The following is a 19,380-nucleotide window of genomic DNA, read 5'->3' on the forward strand; positions in this document are numbered from 1 at the left end:
GTGTGACATCTGAAGAAAGTGCTCAGCCAGCATTTTATACTGAGATATAGAAATCTCCATATAAAGAGAAAAAATTTTGCAAAATTTCCTAAAAAACTGTAATATAGAAAAGATGAACAAACAGGAGGTTCCTTGTGGCAAAAAAGGAAATCAATATTAATAATTATAATGACGATGCCATTCAGGTACTAGAAGGGTTAGATGCAGTCCGTAAACGTCCAGGAATGTATATCGGATCGACCGATGGAAACGGCTTGCATCACATGGTCTGGGAGATCGTTGACAATGCGGTTGATGAAGCCTTGTCTGGCTTTGGCTCACAAATCGATGTAACCATCAATAAAGACGGTTCCCTATCCGTGGTAGACCAAGGACGTGGAATGCCGACAGGGATGCATGCTATGGGCAAACCAACCGTTGAGGTGATTTTTACGGTCCTCCACGCCGGAGGGAAGTTTGGTCAAGGAGGTTATAAGACATCTGGAGGTCTTCACGGAGTGGGATCTTCTGTCGTCAATGCCCTTTCTAGTTGGCTTGAGGTAGAAATTACCCGTGATGGAGCTGTCTACAAACAACGCTTTGAAGATGGCGGGAAGCCTGTCACTACTCTTGAGAAGATAGGAACGGCTCCCAAGTCTAAGACAGGGACCAAGGTCACCTTCATGCCGGATCCAACCATCTTTTCAACGACGGATTTCAAATTTAATACCATTGCTGAGCGGATCAAAGAATCAGCCTTCTTGCTTAAGGACGTGACGCTGACGCTGACCGACCTCCGCAAGGAAGAAGACAACCATGTGGCCTTTCATTATGAAAATGGTGTCCAAGATTTTGTAGAGTACTTGAACGAAGATAAGGAAACTTTGACACCTGTTCTTTACTTTAGTGGTGAATCAGATGGTTTTCAGGTAGAAGTAGCCATGCAATACAATGATGGTTACTCAGATAATATCTTGTCCTTCGTAAATAATGTCCGCACCAAAGATGGGGGAACCCACGAGACAGGTCTGAAGACAGCCATTACCAAGGCCATGAACGACTATGCAAGAAAGACAGGACTTCTCAAGGAAAAAGACAAAAATCTGGAAGGATCAGACTACCGCGAAGGTTTGTCTGCCGTTCTTTCAATCTTGGTCCCAGAAGCTCATTTGCAATTTGAAGGGCAAACCAAAGACAAATTAGGAAGTCCCTTGGCTCGTCCAGTCGTTGATAGCATTGTTTCTGATAAATTGACCTTCTTCCTCATGGAAAATGGAGAGTTGGCTTCTAATCTCATTCGTAAGGCTATTAAGGCCCGGGATGCGCGTGAAGCAGCTCGAAAAGCGCGGGATGAAAGCCGAAATGGCAAGAAGAGCAAAAAGGACAAAGGACTTTTATCTGGTAAATTGACACCAGCCCAGTCTAAAAATCCTAAGAAAAATGAACTCTATCTAGTCGAAGGAGACTCTGCTGGCGGTTCTGCCAAACAAGGACGGGACCGTAAGTTCCAAGCGATTCTCCCTCTTCGTGGGAAGGTTCTCAATACTGAGAAAGCCAATATGAGTGATATCCTCAAGAACGAGGAAATCAACACCATGATCTACACCATTGGTGCAGGAGTTGGGGCAGATTTCTCTGTGGAAGATGCCAACTACGATAAGATCATTATCATGACCGATGCGGATACAGATGGTGCCCACATTCAAACCCTTCTCTTAACCTTCTTCTATCGCTATATGCGACCTTTGGTAGAAGCTGGACATGTCTACATTGCGCTTCCTCCTCTTTATAAGATGTCCAAAGGTAAAGGCAAGAAAGAAGAAGTGGCCTATGCTTGGACAGATAGCGAATTAGAGGAGTTGCGTCGGACCTTTGGCCGTGGAGCAACCCTCCAACGATACAAAGGGTTGGGGGAAATGAATGCGGATCAGCTTTGGGAAACCACCATGAATCCAGAAACTCGTACCTTGATCCGTGTCACCATTGATGATCTAGCTCGTGCAGAACGCCGCGTCTCTGTCCTAATGGGCGATAAGGCTGCCCCTCGCCGCCAATGGATCGAAGATAACGTTAAGTTTACCTTGGAAGAAAATACGGTATTTTAATTACTTTCTACTATAAAATAAATAAGCCGTAATGTAGAAATATTAAGGAATCGACATGAGAACTGATACAGAAATGATGACTCTGATCTTGCAGATAGCTGATACTCTAAAAGTAGAAGCAATTGCTTTATCCGGATCCCGAACGAATCCTCAGTCCGTAAAAGATGAGTTTCAAGATTACGATGTGGTCTATATAGTTGATGATCTAGAAGACCTGATTTCAGATTTATCCTGGTTGGATCAGTTCGGAAACCTCCTGATTTCCCAACATAACGTAGTAGACCATCGTCGTCTGTATCTCATGCTCTTTGAAGATGGGAATCGTATTGATTTAACCCTCTGCCCCAAGGAGTATATCCAAGAGTGGGTGGACAGCGAAGCAGGTTTCAGAGTGCTAAAAGACGAAAATAGTTTGTTTGAAGCCTATCAGCCTAATGCCAAGCGCTACTGGACCGGTTCGCCTACTGAAGAGGAGTTTGCAGCTACTTGCAATGAATTTTGGTGGGTATCGGCTTATGTCGTCAAAGGGATTCGAAGAAATCAGCTCATCTATGCGACCGATCACCTCTATGGCGTTTGCCAGCAAGAACTCCTCAAGATACTAGCTTGGCAGGTAGCAAGTGATAAGGGAATAGTTGACATCGGAAAGAACTACAAGTACCTCTTTCACTATTTGCCTGCAGAGAAGGAAAAGGTGTTCTCAGCACTTCTTGATCTATCTAGTATAGAGAAGATTGGTCAGTCCTTATTCGCTACCATGAAGTTATTCGATGGTGAAGCGCAAGAATTGGCCCAAAAGATGGGGTTTACTTACGATAAGAAAGTAGCAGAGAAAATGATTTCTTATGCTAAAGAGAAACTTTCGAATCATTAATGAATCTATTTTATACTACAGAAAGATGGTTTTGTTACAGAATGTAACTGAATCCTCTTTCTACAAAAGACTACTCAACATTCTTTGAAAGGAGTTGAACACGCCCTATATACTGTGTGAAACTCTTGATTCAATCATTTAACCACGTATTAAAAACTACAGAAAGGATCGTTTGGTTACTTTCAGTAACTGAACACGGGACTAATTTCTTAGGAAAAAAGATAAATCGCTTTGGGTTCATGGAATCCTGCATCAATTTCCTAGTTTTTCCACAGCCGTTACTACTTCAGTTGTGTACGGATGTGGATGCCCTAGGGTACTACAGAAATTTTCGGCAAGCCGAAACGTCCCTTTGTATCTTATATGAGTAATATCCAAAATATGTCCTTAGAGGACATCATGGGAGAGCGCTTTGGTCGCTACTCCAAATACATTATTCAAGAACGGGCCCTTCCTGATATTCGGGATGGCTTGAAACCTGTTCAACGGCGGATTCTTTATTCTATGAATAAGGACGGCAATACCCATGACAAGGGCTACCGCAAGTCTGCCAAATCCGTCGGAAATATCATGGGGAATTTCCACCCTCACGGGGATAGTTCGATCTATGATGCCATGGTCCGCATGTCTCAAGACTGGAAGAATCGTGAGATTCTTGTTGAGATGCACGGTAACAATGGTTCTATGGACGGTGATCCACCGGCTGCCATGCGTTATACGGAAGCCCGTCTATCTGAAATTGCTGGTTATCTCCTTCAAGATATCGAAAAGAACACAGTGCCATTTGCCTGGAACTTTGACGATACAGAAAAAGAGCCAACTGTTTTACCAGCAGCCTTTCCAAACCTTTTGGTCAATGGGGCTACAGGGATTTCAGCTGGTTACGCGACAGATATTCCGCCACATAACCTTGCTGAAGTCATCGATGCGGTGGTTTATATGATCGACCATCCTTCTGCTAAGGTAGACAAACTCATGGAGTTTCTACCTGGACCTGATTTTCCGACCGGTGCCATTATCCAAGGTCGCGATGAAATCAAGAAAGCCTATGAAACTGGTAAGGGACGGGTGGTTGTCCGCTCTAAGACAGATATCGAGCAACTCAAAGGCGGTAAGCAACAAATCGTCGTCACTGAGATTCCTTATGAGATCAACAAGGCTGTCTTGGTCAAGAAAATTGACGATGTTCGTGTCAGTAACAAGGTGGCCGGTATTGCAGAAGTTCGGGATGAGTCTGACCGAGATGGTCTTCGCATTGCCATTGAGCTCAAGAAAGATGCCAATGCAGATTTGATCTTGAATTACTTGTTCAAGTATACAGACTTGCAAGTCAACTACAACTTCAATATGGTGGCGATTGACAATTATACCCCTCGTCAAGTGGGGATTGTGCCGATTCTCTCTAGCTACATTGCTCACCGTCGGGATATCATTGTCGCTCGCTCGCGCTTTGACAAGGAAAAGGCCGAACGACGCCTCCACATCGTAGAGGGACTGATCCGCGTGATTTCCATCCTCGATGAAGTGATTGCCTTGATTCGTGCTTCTGAAAACAAGTCAGATGCCAAGGAAAACCTCAAGGTTAGCTACGATTTCACAGAAGAGCAAGCAGAAGCCATTGTCACCTTGCAATTGTACCGTTTGACCAATACAGATATCGTCACCTTGGAAGAAGAGCATGCTAACCTCAAGGAGCAAATCGCGACCTTAGCAGCCATCATTGGGGACGAACGGACCATGTTCAATCTCATGAAGAAGGAATTGCGTGAAGTCAAGAAGCTCTTTGGCAACCCTCGTCGCAGTGAGCTGCAAGATACTGCTAAAACGATCGAGATTGATACAGCCAGTCTCATTGTCGAAGAAGAAACCTTCGTTAGCGTGACCCGTGCTGGTTACATTAAACGGACCTCTCCTCGTTCGTTCAATGCCTCAACACTGGAAGAAGTTGGAAAACGAGATGATGACGAGTTGATTTTCGTAGAGCCTGCTAAGACCACCCAGCATCTTTTACTCTTTACCAACTTGGGAAATGCCATTTATCGACCAATTCATGAATTGACAGATACTAAGTGGAAGGATATCGGAGAGCACCTTAGTCAGACTTTGACCAATTTCGAGCAAGAGGAAGAAATTCTCTTTGCGGAGGTTGTGGATCAGTTTGAAGGAGTGACCTACTTTGCTGCAACTCAACAAGGCCAAATCAAGCGTTTTGAACGCAAGGAATTGAGCCCATGGCGGACTTATCGTTCTAAATCGACTAAGTATGCTAAGATAAAAGACCAAGAGGACCGTATCGTAGCGGTTGCACCAGTTGTCTTCGAGGACATCATGATCATTACCAAAAATGGTTATGGGTTGCGCTTTAATATTGAAGAGGTCCCTGTCGTAGGAGCCAAAGCTGCAGGGGTTAAAGCTATTAACCTCAAAGACGGGGATCAAGTCGCTGCCACCTTTAAGTCGACGACTCCAAGTATGTATATTTTAACCCAGCGAGGCAGTCTCAAACGGATGTTGCAAGACGATATTCCTGTAACTAGCCGTGCTAAACGTGGCCTACAGGTCTTGCGTGAGTTGAAAAATAAACCCCACCGCGTCTTCAAGGCAGGTCCAGTTTTCACGGACCAAGGAGATTTTGATCTCTTTACGAGCCAGGAAGAAGTAGGAGAGCAAGATCAAATTCTTGCCATTACGTCTACCACTGGACAGGTGACCGAGGTTGATTTGACACAATTAAGCATTTCTGAAAGAACAAGCAATGGATCCTTTGTCAATGATACCATTTCGGATCAAGAAGTTTTTTCAGCCACTATCAAATAAAAAAAGGGGTCGGTCCATTCTAGGACTGACTTTCTTTAAAAATAAATTTTCTGAAAATTGAAAATATCACTTGAAATTCTCATGAAATGGTGTACAATAGTCTACATAGATTGAGAAACTAAATGGACCTGAACCAGGTCAAAAAGAAAAAATTAAGGAGCACGATCATGACAGTATCACTTGATTGGGAAAACCTTGGCTTTTCATATATGAAATTACCCTATCGTTATTTGGCGTATTATCGCAATGGAGCTTGGGAAAAGGGAGAATTGACAGAAGATGCGACCTTGCATATATCCGAATCTTCTCCAAGTTTGCATTACGGTCAGCAAGCCTTTGAAGGCTTAAAAGCCTACCGTACAAAAGATGGAAGCATCCAATTGTTCCGTCCAGATCAAAACGCCAAACGTTTGCAACGTACGGCGGATCGTTTGCTGATGCCTCAAGTTCCAACAGATATGTTTGTGGATGCTTGTAAGGCAGTCGTAAAAGCAAATGAAGAGTATGTTCCACCATATGGTACAGGAGCTACCCTTTACCTTCGTCCTCTTTTGATCGGTGTTGGAGATATTATTGGTGTAAAACCTGCAGATGAGTATATCTTTACCATCTTTGCAATGCCTGTCGGTAACTACTTTAAAGGTGGTTTGGTTCCAACGAACTTCTTGATTCAAGATGAGTACGATCGTGCTGCTCCACATGGTACTGGGGCTGCAAAAGTTGGAGGGAACTACGCAGCTAGTATGTTGCCAGGTAAGATTGCCCATGATCGTAACTTCTCTGACGTGATTTACCTTGATCCAGCGACGCACACCAAGATTGAAGAAGTTGGTTCTGCAAACTTCTTTGGAATTACTGCTAATAATGAATTTGTGACGCCATTGAGCCCTTCTATCTTGCCATCGATCACCAAGTATTCTTTACTTTACTTGGCAGAACACCGTCTTGGTATGACACCAATTGAAGGGGATGTCTTTATCAATGACTTGGATCGCTTTGTAGAAGCAGGAGCTTGTGGTACCGCAGCTGTCATCTCTCCAATCGGAGGTGTTCAACACGGGGATGACTTCCATGTCTTCTATTCTGAAACAGAAGTAGGTCCTATCACACGGAAGCTTTATGACGAGTTGACCGGTATCCAATTTGGTGATGTCGAAGCGCCAGAAGGATGGATTGTCAAAGTCGATTAAACCGAAAGAGTCTGAGACAAAAGTGTCCAGGCTTCAATGAGAAACAGCCTTAACGAAGGACGCAGTAGCTAATGTTACTCTTCATTCGCTTTTAGGAATAGAAGGGTGACGAATGACTCTTGCGGGGGTGGGATAAAGAAGGAATTTCTAACTAAATTCTTTCTGACCCACTCCCTTTTCTCTTGCGTCATCAAGAGAATTTTTGTAAAATAGAAAAAGTGAAAAGAGGGTTGAAATGAGTAAAAAAGATAAGAAAATTGAGATTCAAATCGTTGATAGTAAAGTAACCGTCGGAAAAGACACTTTTGATGGATTCACTTTGTCCATTGGAAAGAAAACGATTGGTGAAATTGCAGACATGGCAGGTCAGTTTGCCATTATCAAAAATGGAAATGTGGATTCACTTTACAAAAAACTTGAAAAAGCCGTTGAAATTTTAATAGAAAATTATAATTTGAATAAATAAGGGCTTGCAATCATAGTAAATCAATGGTATAATAGATCCTGTTGATTTATATGGAGAGATAGCGAAGAGGCTAAACGCGGCGGACTGTAAATCCGCTCCTTTGGGTTCGGGGGTTCGAATCCCTCTCTCTCCATTAGCGTTCATTGTGACGATGATAAAGTGACTAATGTCAGCGCTCTTTTTGGGGTATAGCCAAGCGGTAAGGCAAGGGACTTTGACTCCCTCATGCGTTGGTTCGAATCCAGCTACCCCAGTTCTTAGGTAATATCAGATAAGTGATAAAATATCTATCCAGGTATTTTATTTCTTTATAGGATGAGTCGTTAAAGATTGTAGTTGATCTCATTGCGAGTGCTTGCTTAGGAAAAATAATTATAAGTATGTCAAGTTATAGAAAACTTGATTGTTGGAGGATTTTTTAGATGAATGAATTTGAAGATTTGCTAAACAGTGTTAGCCAAGTTGAACCAGGTGACGTTGTTACTGCTGAAGTATTGACAGTTGACGCGAACCAAGCTAACGTTGCAATCTCTGGAACTGGTGTCGAAGGTGTCTTGACTCTTCGCGAATTGACAAACGATCGTGATGCTGACATCAACGACTTGGTAAAACCAGGTGAAACACTTGAATTGCTTGTTCTTCGTCAAGTAGTTGGTAAAGATACTGATACAGTAACTTACCTTGTATCTAAAAAACGTTTGGAAGCTCGCAAAGCATGGGACAAATTGGTCGGACGTGAAGAAGAAGTTGTTACTGTTAAAGGAACTCGCGCTGTTAAGGGCGGACTTTCAGTAGAATTTGAAGGACTTCGTGGATTTATTCCAGCTTCAATGCTTGATACTCGTTTTGTACGTAACACTGAACGTTTCGTAGGTCAAGAATTTGATGCTAAAATCAAAGAAGTAGATCCAAAAGAAAACCGCTTTATCCTTTCACGTCGTGAAGTTGTTGAAGCTGCGTCAGCTGCAGCACGCGCAGAAGTATTTGGTAAATTGAACGTTGGTGATATCGTAACTGGTAAAGTTGCACGTATCACAAGCTTCGGTGCTTTCATCGACCTTGGTGGTGTTGATGGATTGGTTCACTTGACAGAATTGTCACACGAACGCAACGTATCACCTAAATCAGTTGTAACTGTTGGTGAAGAAATCCAAGTGAAAGTTCTTGACTTGAACGAAGAAGAAGGTCGTGTATCACTTTCATTGAAAGCTACAACACCTGGACCATGGGATGGCGTTGAACAAAAATTGGCTGCTGGTGATGTTATCGAAGGAACTGTTAAACGTTTGACTGACTTCGGTGCATTCGTTGAAGTATTGCCAGGTATCGACGGTCTTGTACACATCTCACAAATTTCACACAAACGTGTTGAAAATCCAAAAGATGTTCTTAAAGTTGGACAAGAAGTAACTGTTAAAGTTCTTGAAGTAAATGCTGCAGATGAACGTGTATCACTTTCTATCAAAGCTCTTGAAGAACGTCCAGCTCAAGAAGAAGGCGAAAAACAAGAAAAACGTCAATCTCGCCCACGTCGTCCAAAACAAGAAAAACGTGACTTTGATCTTCCAGAAACTCAAACTGGATTCTCAATGGCTGACTTGTTTGGCGATATCGAATTGTAATATTCAAAAGAGGCTGGGACAAAAGTCCTAGCCTCTCAATTATTTTTGGATTGTCGAGCAAGACGCAGTGGTTGAGTGGGCTCTACTACGCTGATTTCATCAGCTTTTACAGCCCTACTCAACTGTGCGGAGGTGGGACGACGAAATCGAATTCTAACGAATTACCGATTTCTGTCCCACTCTCTTTTTTACTTGTAAAATTTTTGAAAATTTGATATACTATAATAGTTGCCACCCTTAGTGTAATGGATATCACGTAAGATTCCGGTTCTTGAGATGGGGGTTCGATTCCCTCAGGGTGGAAAGAAGAAAAGGTTGAGAAGTCTCTCAGCCTTTTTTATTTTATGTTCATAGCTCAAAAAAAGACTCTCAAATTTGAGAGTCTTTTCTAATTGAATTAGTTGATAGATGCTTCTTGGAATTCAGGGTTTTTCCATGCTTCATCAATGATTGCTTGCAATTCATCAGCAGAAGCTTTCATTTTTTGTTGTTCCGCATCGTTCAATGGGATGTTCACTGGACGAACAATACCGTGTGCACCTACGATGGCAGGTTGACCGATAAAGACGTTGCTAACACCATATTGACCTTCTTGGAATACAGAAAGTGGAAGTACTGCATTTTCATCATCAAGGATTGCTTTAGTGATACGAGCAAGGGCAACAGCGATACCGTAGTATGTAGCACCTTTTTTGTTGATGATAGTGTAAGCAGCGTCACGAACACCTTCGAACAATTCGATCAATTCAGTTTCTTGAACGTTTTGAGTGTCCTTAAGGAATTCTTCAAGGTTTACACCAGCGATGTTAGCGTGTGACCATACAGCGAATTCTGAGTCACCGTGTTCACCCATGATGTAGGCGTGTACTGAACGAGCGTCCACATCCAATTTTTCAGCCAAAGCTTGACGGAAACGAGCTGAGTCAAGAGAAGTACCAGAACCGATAACACGTTCTTTAGGGAATCCAGAGAATTTCCATGTAGAGTATGTCAATACGTCAACTGGGTTAGCAGCTACAAGGAAGATACCGTTAAATCCAGATTTCACAACTTCTGTAACGATTGATTTGTTGATCGCAAGGTTTTTACCAACAAGGTCAAGGCGTGTTTCACCTGGTTTTTGAGGAGCACCTGCAGTAATCACAACAAGGTCAGCGTCTGCACAGTCAGCGTACTCAGCCGCATAAATCTTCTTAGGTGAAGTGAAGGCAAGGGCGTGGCTAAGGTCAAGCGCATCTCCGACAGCTTTTTCGTGCAATTGAGGAATTTCGATAATTCCAAGCTCTTGTGCAATTCCTTGGTTGACAAGTGCAAATGCATAAGATGAACCTACGGCACCGTCACCGACAAGGATAACTTTTTTGTGTTGTTTAGTCAAATTCATGAGTCTAAACGTCTCCTTCATATTTTTTTGAGATAGATTCTCATACGATTTCATTCTACCACTTTTGAAAGTCTTTGTCATCTGATACAGTATGAATCCTTGATGTAAACGTTTTTACATTTGTACTCCTTAGAAGAAAAATAGGCTAAAATGTGTTATAATAGTATGGTGAATTAAGTAAAGAGAGGCATTTTTTGAATGCAGGATAAGAATCTAATTGATGTGAATTTAACATCAGAAATGAAGACGAGTTTTATCGATTATGCCATGAGTGTTATCGTTGCTCGTGCCCTCCCTGATGTTCGTGATGGTTTGAAACCTGTTCACCGGCGTATTTTGTACGGAATGAATGAATTGGGTGTTACACCAGATAAACCACATAAGAAATCAGCCCGTATCACAGGGGATGTTATGGGTAAATACCACCCACACGGGGATTCCTCTATTTATGAAGCCATGGTTCGGATGGCGCAATGGTGGAGTTATCGCTACATGTTAGTGGATGGTCATGGAAACTTTGGTTCTATGGACGGTGATGGCGCCGCTGCACAACGGTATACAGAAGCCCGTATGAGTAAGATTGCTCTTGAAATGTTGCGGGATATCAATAAAAATACAGTTGATTTTGTAGATAACTATGATGCCAGTGAGCGCGAACCTTTGGTCTTACCTGCACGTTTTCCTAACCTTCTCGTCAATGGTGCTACTGGGATTGCCGTTGGGATGGCTACCAATATTCCTCCTCACAATTTGGGAGAAACCATTGACGCAGTGAAGCTGATGATGGATAATCCTGAGGTAACGACCCGTGAACTCATGGAAGTTCTTCCTGGTCCAGATTTCCCGACAGGTGCTCTCGTTATGGGGAAATCAGGTATCCATAAAGCCTATGAAACAGGGAAAGGGTCGATCGTACTTCGCTCTCGTACAGAGATTGAAGTGACCAAGAGTGGCCGTGAACGGATTGTTGTTACCGAGTTCCCTTATATGGTCAATAAAACCAAGGTTCACGAGCATATCGTTCGCTTGGTGCAAGAAAAACGGATCGAAGGGATTACAGCTGTACGTGATGAGTCAAACCGTGAAGGGGTTCGTTTTGTGATTGAGGTCCGCCGAGATGCTTCGGCTAACGTTATTTTGAACAACCTCTTTAAGATGACACAAATGCAAACCAATTTTGGATTCAATATGTTGGCGATCCAAAATGGTGTTCCAAAGATTCTTTCTCTTCGCCAAATTTTAGGTGCTTATATTGAGCACCAGAAAGAAGTGGTGACTCGACGGACCATCTTTGATAAAGAAAAAGCGGAAGCACGTGCCCATATCTTAGAAGGTTTGCTCATCGCCTTAGATCACATCGATGAAGTGATCCGGATCATCCGCAATAGCCAGACAGACGCTGAAGCACAAGCTGAATTGATGGCTAAATTCAAGCTCTCTGAACGTCAAAGCCAAGCCATTTTGGACATGCGTCTTCGTCGTTTGACAGGTTTGGAACGAGACAAGATCCAAAGTGAATACGATGATCTGGTTGCCTTGATTGCTGATTTGGCTGATATTTTGGCGAAACCAGAACGTGTGGCTACCATCATCAAGGAAGAATTGGAAGAAGTCAAACGCAAGTTTGGCGATGCTCGTCGAACTGAGTTGATGGTTGGAGAAGTCCTTTCTCTTGAAGATGAGGACTTGATTGAAGAAACAGATGTCTTGATCACCCTTTCTAACAAAGGCTACATCAAACGTTTGGACCAAGCGGAATTTACGGCTCAAAAACGTGGTGGACGTGGGGTTCAAGGAACTGGTGTCAAAGATGATGACTTTGTCCGTGAACTGGTCTCTACGAGCACCCATGATCATTTGCTCTTCTTTACCAATAAGGGGCGTGTCTATCGTCTGAAAGGTTATGAGATTCCAGAATATGGTCGGACAGCTAAAGGATTACCAATCGTCAACCTCTTAAAATTGGACGAAGGTGAATCGATTCAAACCATTATCAATGTGGAGCAAGACCGCAGTGACGAAGCATATCTCTTCTTTACGACGCGACAAGGTTTAGTCAAACGGACCAATGTAGCTGAATTTTCAAATATCCGTCAGAACGGTCTCAAAGCTCTGAATTTGCGTGATGAGGATGAATTGATCAATGTCTTCCTTACAGATGGCAATGCTGACGTCATTATCGGTACCAAGTATGGTTATTCTGTCCGCTTTAATGAGGCTGTAGTCCGGAATATGGGACGTTCTGCCACTGGTGTACGTGGTGTGAATCTCCGCGAAGGAGACAGGGTTGTTGGGGCTAGCGTCGTTACGGATCAAGATGAAGTATTGATCATCACGGAAAAAGGATATGGTAAGCGAACAATGGCTAGCGAATACCCAACAAAAGGCCGTGGTGGTAAAGGTATCAAAACCGCCAATATTACAGAAAAAAATGGTCCCTTAGCTGGTCTTTTAACCGTAAAAGGGGATGAAGATCTGATGATCATTACCGATACCGGAGTTATGATCCGGACAGGTGTGGCTAACATTTCTCAAACGGGTCGTTCAACTCAGGGTGTGAAAGTCATGAGGTTGGATCAGGATGCGAAAATTGTGACCTTTACAACTGTCCAGCCCGATGAAAAAGATGAAGAAGTAGTGGAAGAAAACGAATAGATAAGGGGACAGCATGTCACGCAAAAGAAAAAAGAAAAAGAGTTTACGCAATACTCTTATCAACATCGTTGCAACACTTTTGATTATTCTCTCGCTTCTCTTAATTTTCAATGCTCCGATCCGTAATATGATTATGGTTTGGCATACCAACCAATACCAGGTTATCAAGGTCGATAAAAAAACCATTGACAAGAATAAAGAAGTGAAGACGAGCTTTGATTTCCAACATGTCCAGTCACTCTCGACGGAAGCCGTCATCAATGCCCAATGGCAAGCTCAAAAGCTACCAGTAATTGGGGGAATTTCGATTCCTGAATTAAACATGAACCTTCCGATCTTTAAGGGGCTTGAAAATGTTGCCCTCTACTACGGAGCAGGGACCATGAAGGAAAACCAAGTCATGGGGCAAGGCAATTATTCTCTTGCCAGTCACCACGTATTTGGCCTAACTGGAGCAAATGCCATGTTATTCTCACCTTTAGAGAAAGCCAAGGCGGGAATGAAGATCTACATCACGGACAAAGAAAAAATCTATACTTATGTCATCTCGTCAGTTGAGACAGTGACTCCAGATCGTGTAGATGTTATACAAGATCGTGAAGGCGTTAATGAGATCACCTTGGTGACCTGTGAGGATGCTGCAGCGACTTACCGAACGATTGTAAAAGGAAATTTGGAAACATCTGTTGACTATGACAAGGCTCCCAAAGACATCCTGGACTCATTCAGTAAGTCTTATAATCAAATGCAACTTTAAGAAAATAAAGCCCAAGGCAGAGATGCCGGGGCTTTTTCTATGTAGGAAGCGAAGCTAGGAGAAATTCTTGTAAAATTGTAAGAGATTGGTAATATAATGTAAGGAACTTGTCATAATATTGAGGGAAAATCAGTATATAATAGATGAGAAAGAGTATGATAAGGAGGTAGAATAGTGACGAAAGAGCGAATTTATCATCTCTTGCATCATTTCTACAATCTCTTAGTAAATGATTTTCCACGAAATGGTTTAATTACGAAAGGAATTTACGAAGTAGAGCAAGTCTACCAAGCTTTAGAGGCCATTCCTCAGAGTCAGGAGTACTTGATCCGCTGTGAAATTCAACAGTTTTTAAAGGAGCTTGAACAAGTTCAAACAGGTTACCAGATCCGCTTTAATAAAGATGAAGTCTTAGTGTTAGATGATTTGAAGCAAGAAATCGCCTATAAATAATGAAAGGTCGTCATTTTCTCCATTTATTACGAATTAATAAGTGAGGAGGAAATTATGTACGACATATCATTTATTGAACCATCTTTGCTTCCTAGGGAACGCCTGGTTTCTGAAGGAGTGGATAAGCTGAGTCATCAAGAATTATTATCCATTCTCTTACGGACAGGCAATAAGCAAAAAAGCGTTTATGAGATTGCACAAGGTCTTTTGAGCTCGGTTAATAGTTTAAAGGAGTTAAGTCAATTAACTCTAGAGGAGCTACAGGAAATCTCTGGCATTGGCCGAGTGAAGGCCATCGAACTTCAGGCTGTGATTGAGTTTGGACGAAGGATTCATAAAGATGAATTAATGAGTTCTGAACAGATCATGAGCAGCCAGAAATTGGCCCATAAAATTCAACAGGAAATCGGCCATAAGAAACAGGAGCACCTAGTTGCCCTCTATTTAAATACGCAGAATATAATTATTCATCAACAGACCATTTTTATTGGAACCGTGAATCGAAGTATTGCGGAGCCACGTGAAATCCTGCATTATGCACTAAAACACATGGCAACCTCTATCATCTTGGCGCACAATCATCCATCTGGTGCCGTGTTTCCCAGTAAAAATGATGATGAAGTAACTCATCGAGTCTTAGAGGCCTGTGAAGTGATGGGCTTAACCCTATTAGATCACTTGATTGTATCTGAAGAAAACTACTATAGTTACCGTGAAGAAACCGATTATTTGGTATAAAAAAGAGAGTGGGACAGAAATCGGTAATTCGTTAGAATTCGATTTCGTCGTCCCACCTCCGCACAGTTGAGTAGGGCTGTAAAAGCTGATGAAATCAGCGTAGTAGAGCCCACTCAACCACTGCGTCTTGCTCGACAATCCAAAAATAATTGAGAGGCTAGGACTTTTGTCCCAGCCTCTTTTTCTTGTTAAAGTATAAGTCTTTATTCTTCGTTTTTTCGCATGAAATAAAGGAGTGTTTGCAATTCACTGGTGAGATCGACATATTGGACGACGACATCTTTAGGGACTGTCAGATGCACTGGTGAGAAGCTGAGAATTCCCTTGACATCAGCGTCTACCAAAAGGCTAGCCACTTCTTGAGCCTTGACGCTTGGAACAGTCAGGATTGCTGTTTGAATGCCTTCTTGTTTGAGCTTTTCTTTAATAGAGGAAATACCGTAAATAGGAATTCCGTCCTTACTTTTGGTATTGATCAGTTCATGATCGTCTAGATCAAACGCCATGACAATTTTCATCTTATTGCGTTCATGGAAGCGATAGTTGAGGAGTGCACTTCCCATATTTCCGATCCCAACAATAGCGACATTGGTAATCGCATTATCATTTAAAAGATCCGCAAAGAAGTTCATCAGTTTTTTTACGTCATAACCAAATCCCCGTCTTCCTAATTCACCAAAATAAGAAAAATCTCGGCGAACAGTTGCAGAGTCAATCCCAATTGCATCAGCAATTTGCTTGGAATTGGCGCGCTCTATTTTTTCAGAGTTAAAGCGTTTAAAAATGCGGTAGTAGAGCGATAAGCGTTTTGCTGTTGCGCGTGGAATTGGTGTATTTTTATCATGTTTCACAATATCACAACCTTTCCCTCTTATTGTATAGGAAGATTGTGAAAAAATCAACTATCTAGAGTGGTTTTTCAAAAATATTTTTGTCTAAAGAAAAAGCTGATGGCAATGGAGAGTTCCATCAGCATCAGCTTAGTTTTCAGCTTGTTCTACCTTTTTCAAAAAAGCATAGAGTCCATCGACTCGCCCTGTATAGGGGAGCTTTTCTCCCTTGTATTCAATGGATACGATTGAGTAAGAGTCAGGCAAGGTTACACAGCCTGAAAATGCTAGGATGCAGGTTGCAAGGTCGGTATAAGTAGTCGTTCGTTTTACTTGGTAAGCATCGATATAAGTTAGGGTTACCATATTAGACCTCTGTTTTGTTGAAAATTTCTCTTTCGACAAGACTATCCATTAGGAAATAAAATTTTTGTTGGATAATATCATTTTCTGGATTTTTAAAGATATTAACCAGACGAAGTCCAGACTTGTCTGTAATATTGATTTTAAAACCTGTGAGATCTTTGTTGAAGATAATTTTAAGCAAGAAGCCTTCACCGCTATTTGGAACAGCTTCGAGCAAACGATTTAACTCGTAATTTCCAACTTTTGTAACAGCAAATGTATTGTCACGTAAGGTATATTTTTTTACATTTGGGTGTAGACTATAGGTATATTTGCAGTCTTTCAATGAAACACTTGTTTCAAAAGCCATTTTGTTCTCCTATGATAAAATTTCTTTAAGTTTTGAGAGGAAGTCTCGAACCTCCTCTACGGTATTGAGTTCTGAAAAACTAATTCGAAGGGATTCTTTTAGGCGCGAGCTATCTTTTCCATAGAGTGCCTCTAGGACATGGCTGGGTTGAACTGTACCAGCGGTACAGGCAGAGCCTGTAGAGACAGATATCCCAGCCAGATCCAGTCTCATCAGCAAGACATCATTTTGGACGCCTGGGAAACCAAGATTCCAAACAAATGGAAGATGATCGTCATTCGCATTTACGTAGAAGTCGTAGTCTGCTAAACCATTAACTAGTTCTTGACCGAGTTTTTGAACTTGCTGGAAATTTTCTTCTTGATGAAGTGTGGCTTGCTGTAGCGCAGTCGCCATCCCTACAATTGAAATGAGATTTTCCGTGCTGGCCCTCATCTTATTTTCCTGATCGCCACCATGGATGAGATTATCAAAGTCTGGGACAGCTGCATAAAGGAAGCCGACGCCCTTTGGTCCATGGAATTTGTGGGCAGAAGCACTGAGAAAATCAATTCCCAACTCTTCGGGATAGACAGGGACCTTTCCAATTGCTTGGACAGCATCAACGTGAAAGGCAGCTGGATGATCTTTTAAGAGTTCTCCGATTTCTTTAATCGGTAGAAGATCACCTGTCTCGTTATTGGCAAACATGGTAGAGACAAGAATAGTATCCGGTCTAAGAGCAGCCTTGATATCACTAGCCTGAATGCGTCCATCTCTTGGTTGGACGATCGTAACTTCAAATCCGAACCGTTCTACAAGATATTCGATAGGTTCTAGAACCGCATGGTGTTCCAAAGCGGTCGTAATGATGTGTTTGCCATCTGCTTGGTGTTTCAAGCAGTAGCCTTTTATAACGGTATTATTACTTTCTGATCCACCTGAAGTGAAGAAAATACGATTTGGAAGAGTTTGGAGAGACTGAGCAATCTGCTCGCGAGATTCTCGGAGGAGTTTACTAGCCATCCGCCCATGAGTATGAAGGCTCGATGGATTTCCAAAAGTGGTCTTCATGGTTTCAGACATTTTATCAATGACTTCAGGTAGAAGGGGAGTTGTTGCGGCATTATCAAAATATATCACATTAAGACCTTATTTCTTATGGTAGGCAAATAGAGGACTAACAGGTTTTCTTTCTTGAATGCGAACAATAGCTTCAGCGATCAGTTCGCTAGCTGTCAGATAGTTGATATTTTTAGGTGTTGGCCCATTTGGAGCAACAGAATCGGTTACCAAGATTTCTTTGATCGGAGCTTGGTCTAATAACTCGACAGCTCCTTTCACAAATAAGCCATGGCTTGAAACAGCATAAATTTCAGTAGCTCCTTCGCGTTCGACGATTTTTGAGGCTTCCGAAAAAGTCTTCCCAGTATTGAGGATATCGTCGATTAAAATAGCTTTTTTACCTTTGACATCTCCGATGATATAGCCATAATCACGGTTCGCATCATCTTGTTCGTAATCAATAATCGCGATTGGAGCATCAAGATATTCTGCTAAACTACGAGCTCGTTTGACACCAGAGTTTTTCGGACTCACGACAACGACGTCTGAACCTGTCAAACCTTTGTTAATGTAGTGTTCAGCAAAGAGTGGAATCGTAAAGAGGTTATCTACGGCGATATCAAAGAAACCTTGGACCTGAACAGCGTGGAGATCGAGTGTTACGACACGATCTACCCCAGCTTTGACCAACATGTTTGCTACTAATTTAGCTGTAATTGGTTCGCGAGGAGCAGCAGTCCGGTCTTGGCGAGCATAACCGAAGTAAGGCATGACCACATTGACAGTATTTGCGCTGGCCCGTTGGCAAGCATCCACCATAATTAACAGTTCCATCAAGTGATTGTTGACAGGGAAACTGGTTGATTGAATGATATAAATATCATATCCACGAACACTTTCCTCAATATTGACTTGGATTTCACCATCTGAGAATTGACGGGATGAAATTTTTCCGAGTGGAACCCCAGCGTGATCCGCAATTTTCTGGGCAATCTCTGGATTTGAATTGAGAGAGAAGAGTTTCATATTTTTTTTATCTGACATGTGATTCTAACCTCATTTAGATTTTTGATCTTAGCACTATTTTAGCAAAAATTTACGATAATTTCAGCTATTTTACAATCTTTCCGCCAATCTGGCGATTTTATTTTTAGCAGTTTTGAAGACGATTCCATGCTCTTTGATGAACTGATGGAAATTTTCTTCCTGCTCAGCAGTTTCCACCTCGATTTCTAACTCATAATCTTCAGTATCTAGATAGAGACTGTGGTCTAGTGCTACTAAGCCTGCATCAGTTTCTTTTTCGAATCGTTCTGTTGTAAGGCTTCCCCAGACCGCGAGTTGCTCAACTGGGATTTCTTTAGATTTCAAGAGTTTTTTGATTTCTCCGTCAGGAAACTGTTGTTGTTGAAGAATCTCCTTGGTTTCTTCTGGGTTGAGGTCTTGATTGTACTCGAAATGGCCAACATCTTCAGGGACTTTGAGAGTCAATTCAGCCTGATCTGTGAAAGTACGCACCCGCAAGGCCATTTTTTCCTTACGGATGAGCTGGTCGGGTGTATCGATATAGTGATTAGTTTGGACAACCAATTCTGTATCAGCAAAAAGTGGAAGGAGGGATTGGTATTCCTCTTTGTCTAGCATGGTTTTGTATTCAATTTCTAAATGGTTCATTTTGTGGTCCTTTGCTTTTTTTCAAAAGCGATTCATGATATAATAAGAGATGTGTTTATTGTATACAAAAATGGTTC

The 19,380-nt window shown here is 42.0% G+C and carries 17 protein-coding genes and 3 tRNA genes; 13 read left to right on the top strand and 7 right to left on the bottom strand.

All coding sequences use genetic code 11. The features are described from left to right. The first annotated feature begins 134 nt into the window (after positions 1–134). The 9 genes from parE (at position 135) to HMPREF0833_RS02240 (ending at position 9,356) form a co-directional block, all read left to right on the top strand. Entirely contained in the window at positions 135–2,084 is a 1,950-nt protein-coding gene (parE, locus tag HMPREF0833_RS02195; protein WP_013903512.1) for a DNA topoisomerase IV subunit B, read from the top strand. A 55-nt stretch (positions 2,085–2,139) separates the two neighbouring features. Then, on the top strand, positions 2,140–2,958 hold the full coding sequence (locus tag HMPREF0833_RS02200) for an aminoglycoside 6-adenylyltransferase (protein WP_013903513.1): 819 nt from the start codon (positions 2,140–2,142) through the stop codon (positions 2,956–2,958). Positions 2,959–3,321: 363 nt separating this feature from the next. Then, positions 3,322–5,775 (top strand): DNA topoisomerase IV subunit A, encoded by a 2,454-nt coding sequence (gene parC, locus HMPREF0833_RS02210; protein WP_013903514.1) that lies wholly within the window; start codon positions 3,322–3,324, stop codon positions 5,773–5,775. A 122-nt stretch (positions 5,776–5,897) separates the two neighbouring features. Then, positions 5,898–6,965, top strand: a complete 1,068-nt coding sequence (locus HMPREF0833_RS02215) for a branched-chain amino acid aminotransferase (protein ID WP_013903515.1) — start codon at positions 5,898–5,900, stop codon at positions 6,963–6,965. A 235-nt stretch (positions 6,966–7,200) separates the two neighbouring features. Then, complete coding sequence (locus tag HMPREF0833_RS02220; RefSeq protein ID WP_003003589.1) at positions 7,201–7,431, top strand: DUF2969 domain-containing protein; 231 nt, start codon at positions 7,201–7,203, stop codon at positions 7,429–7,431. 52 nt (positions 7,432–7,483) lie between these two features. Continuing rightward, positions 7,484–7,564 (top strand) — tRNA-Tyr (locus HMPREF0833_RS02225). A gap of 49 nt (positions 7,565–7,613) precedes the next feature. Continuing rightward, a tRNA-Gln gene (locus HMPREF0833_RS02230) sits at positions 7,614–7,685 on the top strand. 168 nt (positions 7,686–7,853) lie between these two features. After that, the gene (gene rpsA / locus HMPREF0833_RS02235) at positions 7,854–9,053 is read left to right on the top strand and encodes a 30S ribosomal protein S1 (RefSeq protein WP_003019229.1); all 1,200 of its coding nucleotides are present in this window, start codon (positions 7,854–7,856) and stop codon (positions 9,051–9,053) included. A 231-nt stretch (positions 9,054–9,284) separates the two neighbouring features. Then, positions 9,285–9,356, top strand: a tRNA-Arg gene (locus tag HMPREF0833_RS02240). A gap of 94 nt (positions 9,357–9,450) precedes the next feature. Here HMPREF0833_RS02240 and HMPREF0833_RS02245 read toward each other — a convergent pair. Continuing rightward, positions 9,451–10,437 carry an L-lactate dehydrogenase gene (locus HMPREF0833_RS02245; RefSeq protein WP_003014794.1) on the bottom strand — a complete coding sequence of 329 codons (987 nt, stop codon included), beginning with the start codon at positions 10,435–10,437 and terminating at the stop codon, positions 9,451–9,453. A gap of 198 nt (positions 10,438–10,635) precedes the next feature. Between HMPREF0833_RS02245 and gyrA the strand changes: the two genes are divergently transcribed. The 4 genes from gyrA to radC all read left to right on the top strand — a co-directional run bounded on the left by gyrA (position 10,636) and on the right by radC (position 15,040). Beyond that, entirely contained in the window at positions 10,636–13,092 is a 2,457-nt protein-coding gene (gyrA, locus tag HMPREF0833_RS02250; RefSeq protein WP_003014796.1) for a DNA gyrase subunit A, read from the top strand. Between the two features lie 13 nt (positions 13,093–13,105). Continuing rightward, complete coding sequence (locus tag HMPREF0833_RS02255; protein ID WP_013903517.1) at positions 13,106–13,849, top strand: class A sortase; 744 nt, start codon at positions 13,106–13,108, stop codon at positions 13,847–13,849. 174 nt (positions 13,850–14,023) lie between these two features. Then, positions 14,024–14,302: a hypothetical protein gene (locus tag HMPREF0833_RS02260; protein WP_003014791.1), complete on the top strand. Its 279-nt coding sequence runs from the start codon at positions 14,024–14,026 to the stop codon at positions 14,300–14,302. Between the two features lie 54 nt (positions 14,303–14,356). Beyond that, positions 14,357–15,040, top strand: a complete 684-nt coding sequence (gene radC / locus HMPREF0833_RS02265; RefSeq protein ID WP_013903518.1) for a RadC family protein — start codon at positions 14,357–14,359, stop codon at positions 15,038–15,040. Between the two features lie 203 nt (positions 15,041–15,243). On the opposite strand, the gene HMPREF0833_RS02270 is transcribed toward radC, so the two are convergent. The 6 genes from HMPREF0833_RS02270 to HMPREF0833_RS02295 form a co-directional block, all read right to left on the bottom strand. Then, positions 15,244–15,891: a redox-sensing transcriptional repressor Rex gene (locus HMPREF0833_RS02270; protein WP_013903519.1), complete on the bottom strand. Its 648-nt coding sequence runs from the start codon at positions 15,889–15,891 to the stop codon at positions 15,244–15,246. A 129-nt stretch (positions 15,892–16,020) separates the two neighbouring features. Beyond that, entirely contained in the window at positions 16,021–16,236 is a 216-nt protein-coding gene (locus HMPREF0833_RS02275) for a DUF4649 family protein (protein WP_013903520.1), read from the bottom strand. A gap of 1 nt (position 16,237) precedes the next feature. After that, positions 16,238–16,585: a DUF1831 domain-containing protein gene (locus HMPREF0833_RS02280; RefSeq protein ID WP_003015156.1), complete on the bottom strand. Its 348-nt coding sequence runs from the start codon at positions 16,583–16,585 to the stop codon at positions 16,238–16,240. 9 nt (positions 16,586–16,594) lie between these two features. Then, complete coding sequence (locus HMPREF0833_RS02285) at positions 16,595–17,707, bottom strand: cysteine desulfurase family protein (protein ID WP_013903521.1); 1,113 nt, start codon at positions 17,705–17,707, stop codon at positions 16,595–16,597. A 9-nt stretch (positions 17,708–17,716) separates the two neighbouring features. Next, entirely contained in the window at positions 17,717–18,673 is a 957-nt protein-coding gene (locus tag HMPREF0833_RS02290) for a ribose-phosphate diphosphokinase (RefSeq protein WP_003015158.1), read from the bottom strand. Positions 18,674–18,745: 72 nt separating this feature from the next. After that, positions 18,746–19,303, bottom strand: coding sequence for a CYTH domain-containing protein (locus tag HMPREF0833_RS02295; protein ID WP_013903522.1), 558 nt, complete (start codon positions 19,301–19,303; stop codon positions 18,746–18,748). Positions 19,304–19,380: the final 77 nt, after the last annotated feature.

It is taken from the genome of Streptococcus parasanguinis ATCC 15912, assembly GCF_000164675.2.
GTDB classification, from domain to species: domain Bacteria; phylum Bacillota; class Bacilli; order Lactobacillales; family Streptococcaceae; genus Streptococcus; species Streptococcus parasanguinis.

Excerpts from the sequence above, each read along its gene's own strand:
- HMPREF0833_RS02200 (WP_013903513.1), top strand. The coding sequence starts at position 2,140 with ATGAGAACTGATACAGAAATGATGACTCTGATCTTGCAGATAGCTGAT.
- parC (WP_013903514.1), top strand. The coding sequence starts at position 3,322 with ATGAGTAATATCCAAAATATGTCCTTAGAGGACATCATGGGAGAGCGC.
- HMPREF0833_RS02215 (WP_013903515.1), top strand. The coding sequence starts at position 5,898 with ATGGACCTGAACCAGGTCAAAAAGAAAAAATTAAGGAGCACGATCATG.
- HMPREF0833_RS02220 (WP_003003589.1), top strand. The coding sequence starts at position 7,201 with ATGAGTAAAAAAGATAAGAAAATTGAGATTCAAATCGTTGATAGTAAA.
- rpsA (WP_003019229.1), top strand. The coding sequence starts at position 7,854 with ATGAATGAATTTGAAGATTTGCTAAACAGTGTTAGCCAAGTTGAACCA.
- HMPREF0833_RS02245 (WP_003014794.1), bottom strand. The coding sequence starts at position 10,437 with ATGAATTTGACTAAACAACACAAAAAAGTTATCCTTGTCGGTGACGGT.
- gyrA (WP_003014796.1), top strand. The coding sequence starts at position 10,636 with ATGCAGGATAAGAATCTAATTGATGTGAATTTAACATCAGAAATGAAG.
- HMPREF0833_RS02255 (WP_013903517.1), top strand. The coding sequence starts at position 13,106 with ATGTCACGCAAAAGAAAAAAGAAAAAGAGTTTACGCAATACTCTTATC.
- radC (WP_013903518.1), top strand. The coding sequence starts at position 14,357 with ATGTACGACATATCATTTATTGAACCATCTTTGCTTCCTAGGGAACGC.
- HMPREF0833_RS02275 (WP_013903520.1), bottom strand. The coding sequence starts at position 16,236 with ATGGTAACCCTAACTTATATCGATGCTTACCAAGTAAAACGAACGACT.
- HMPREF0833_RS02280 (WP_003015156.1), bottom strand. The coding sequence starts at position 16,585 with ATGGCTTTTGAAACAAGTGTTTCATTGAAAGACTGCAAATATACCTAT.
- HMPREF0833_RS02290 (WP_003015158.1), bottom strand. The coding sequence starts at position 18,673 with ATGTCAGATAAAAAAAATATGAAACTCTTCTCTCTCAATTCAAATCCA.
- HMPREF0833_RS02295 (WP_013903522.1), bottom strand. The coding sequence starts at position 19,303 with ATGAACCATTTAGAAATTGAATACAAAACCATGCTAGACAAAGAGGAA.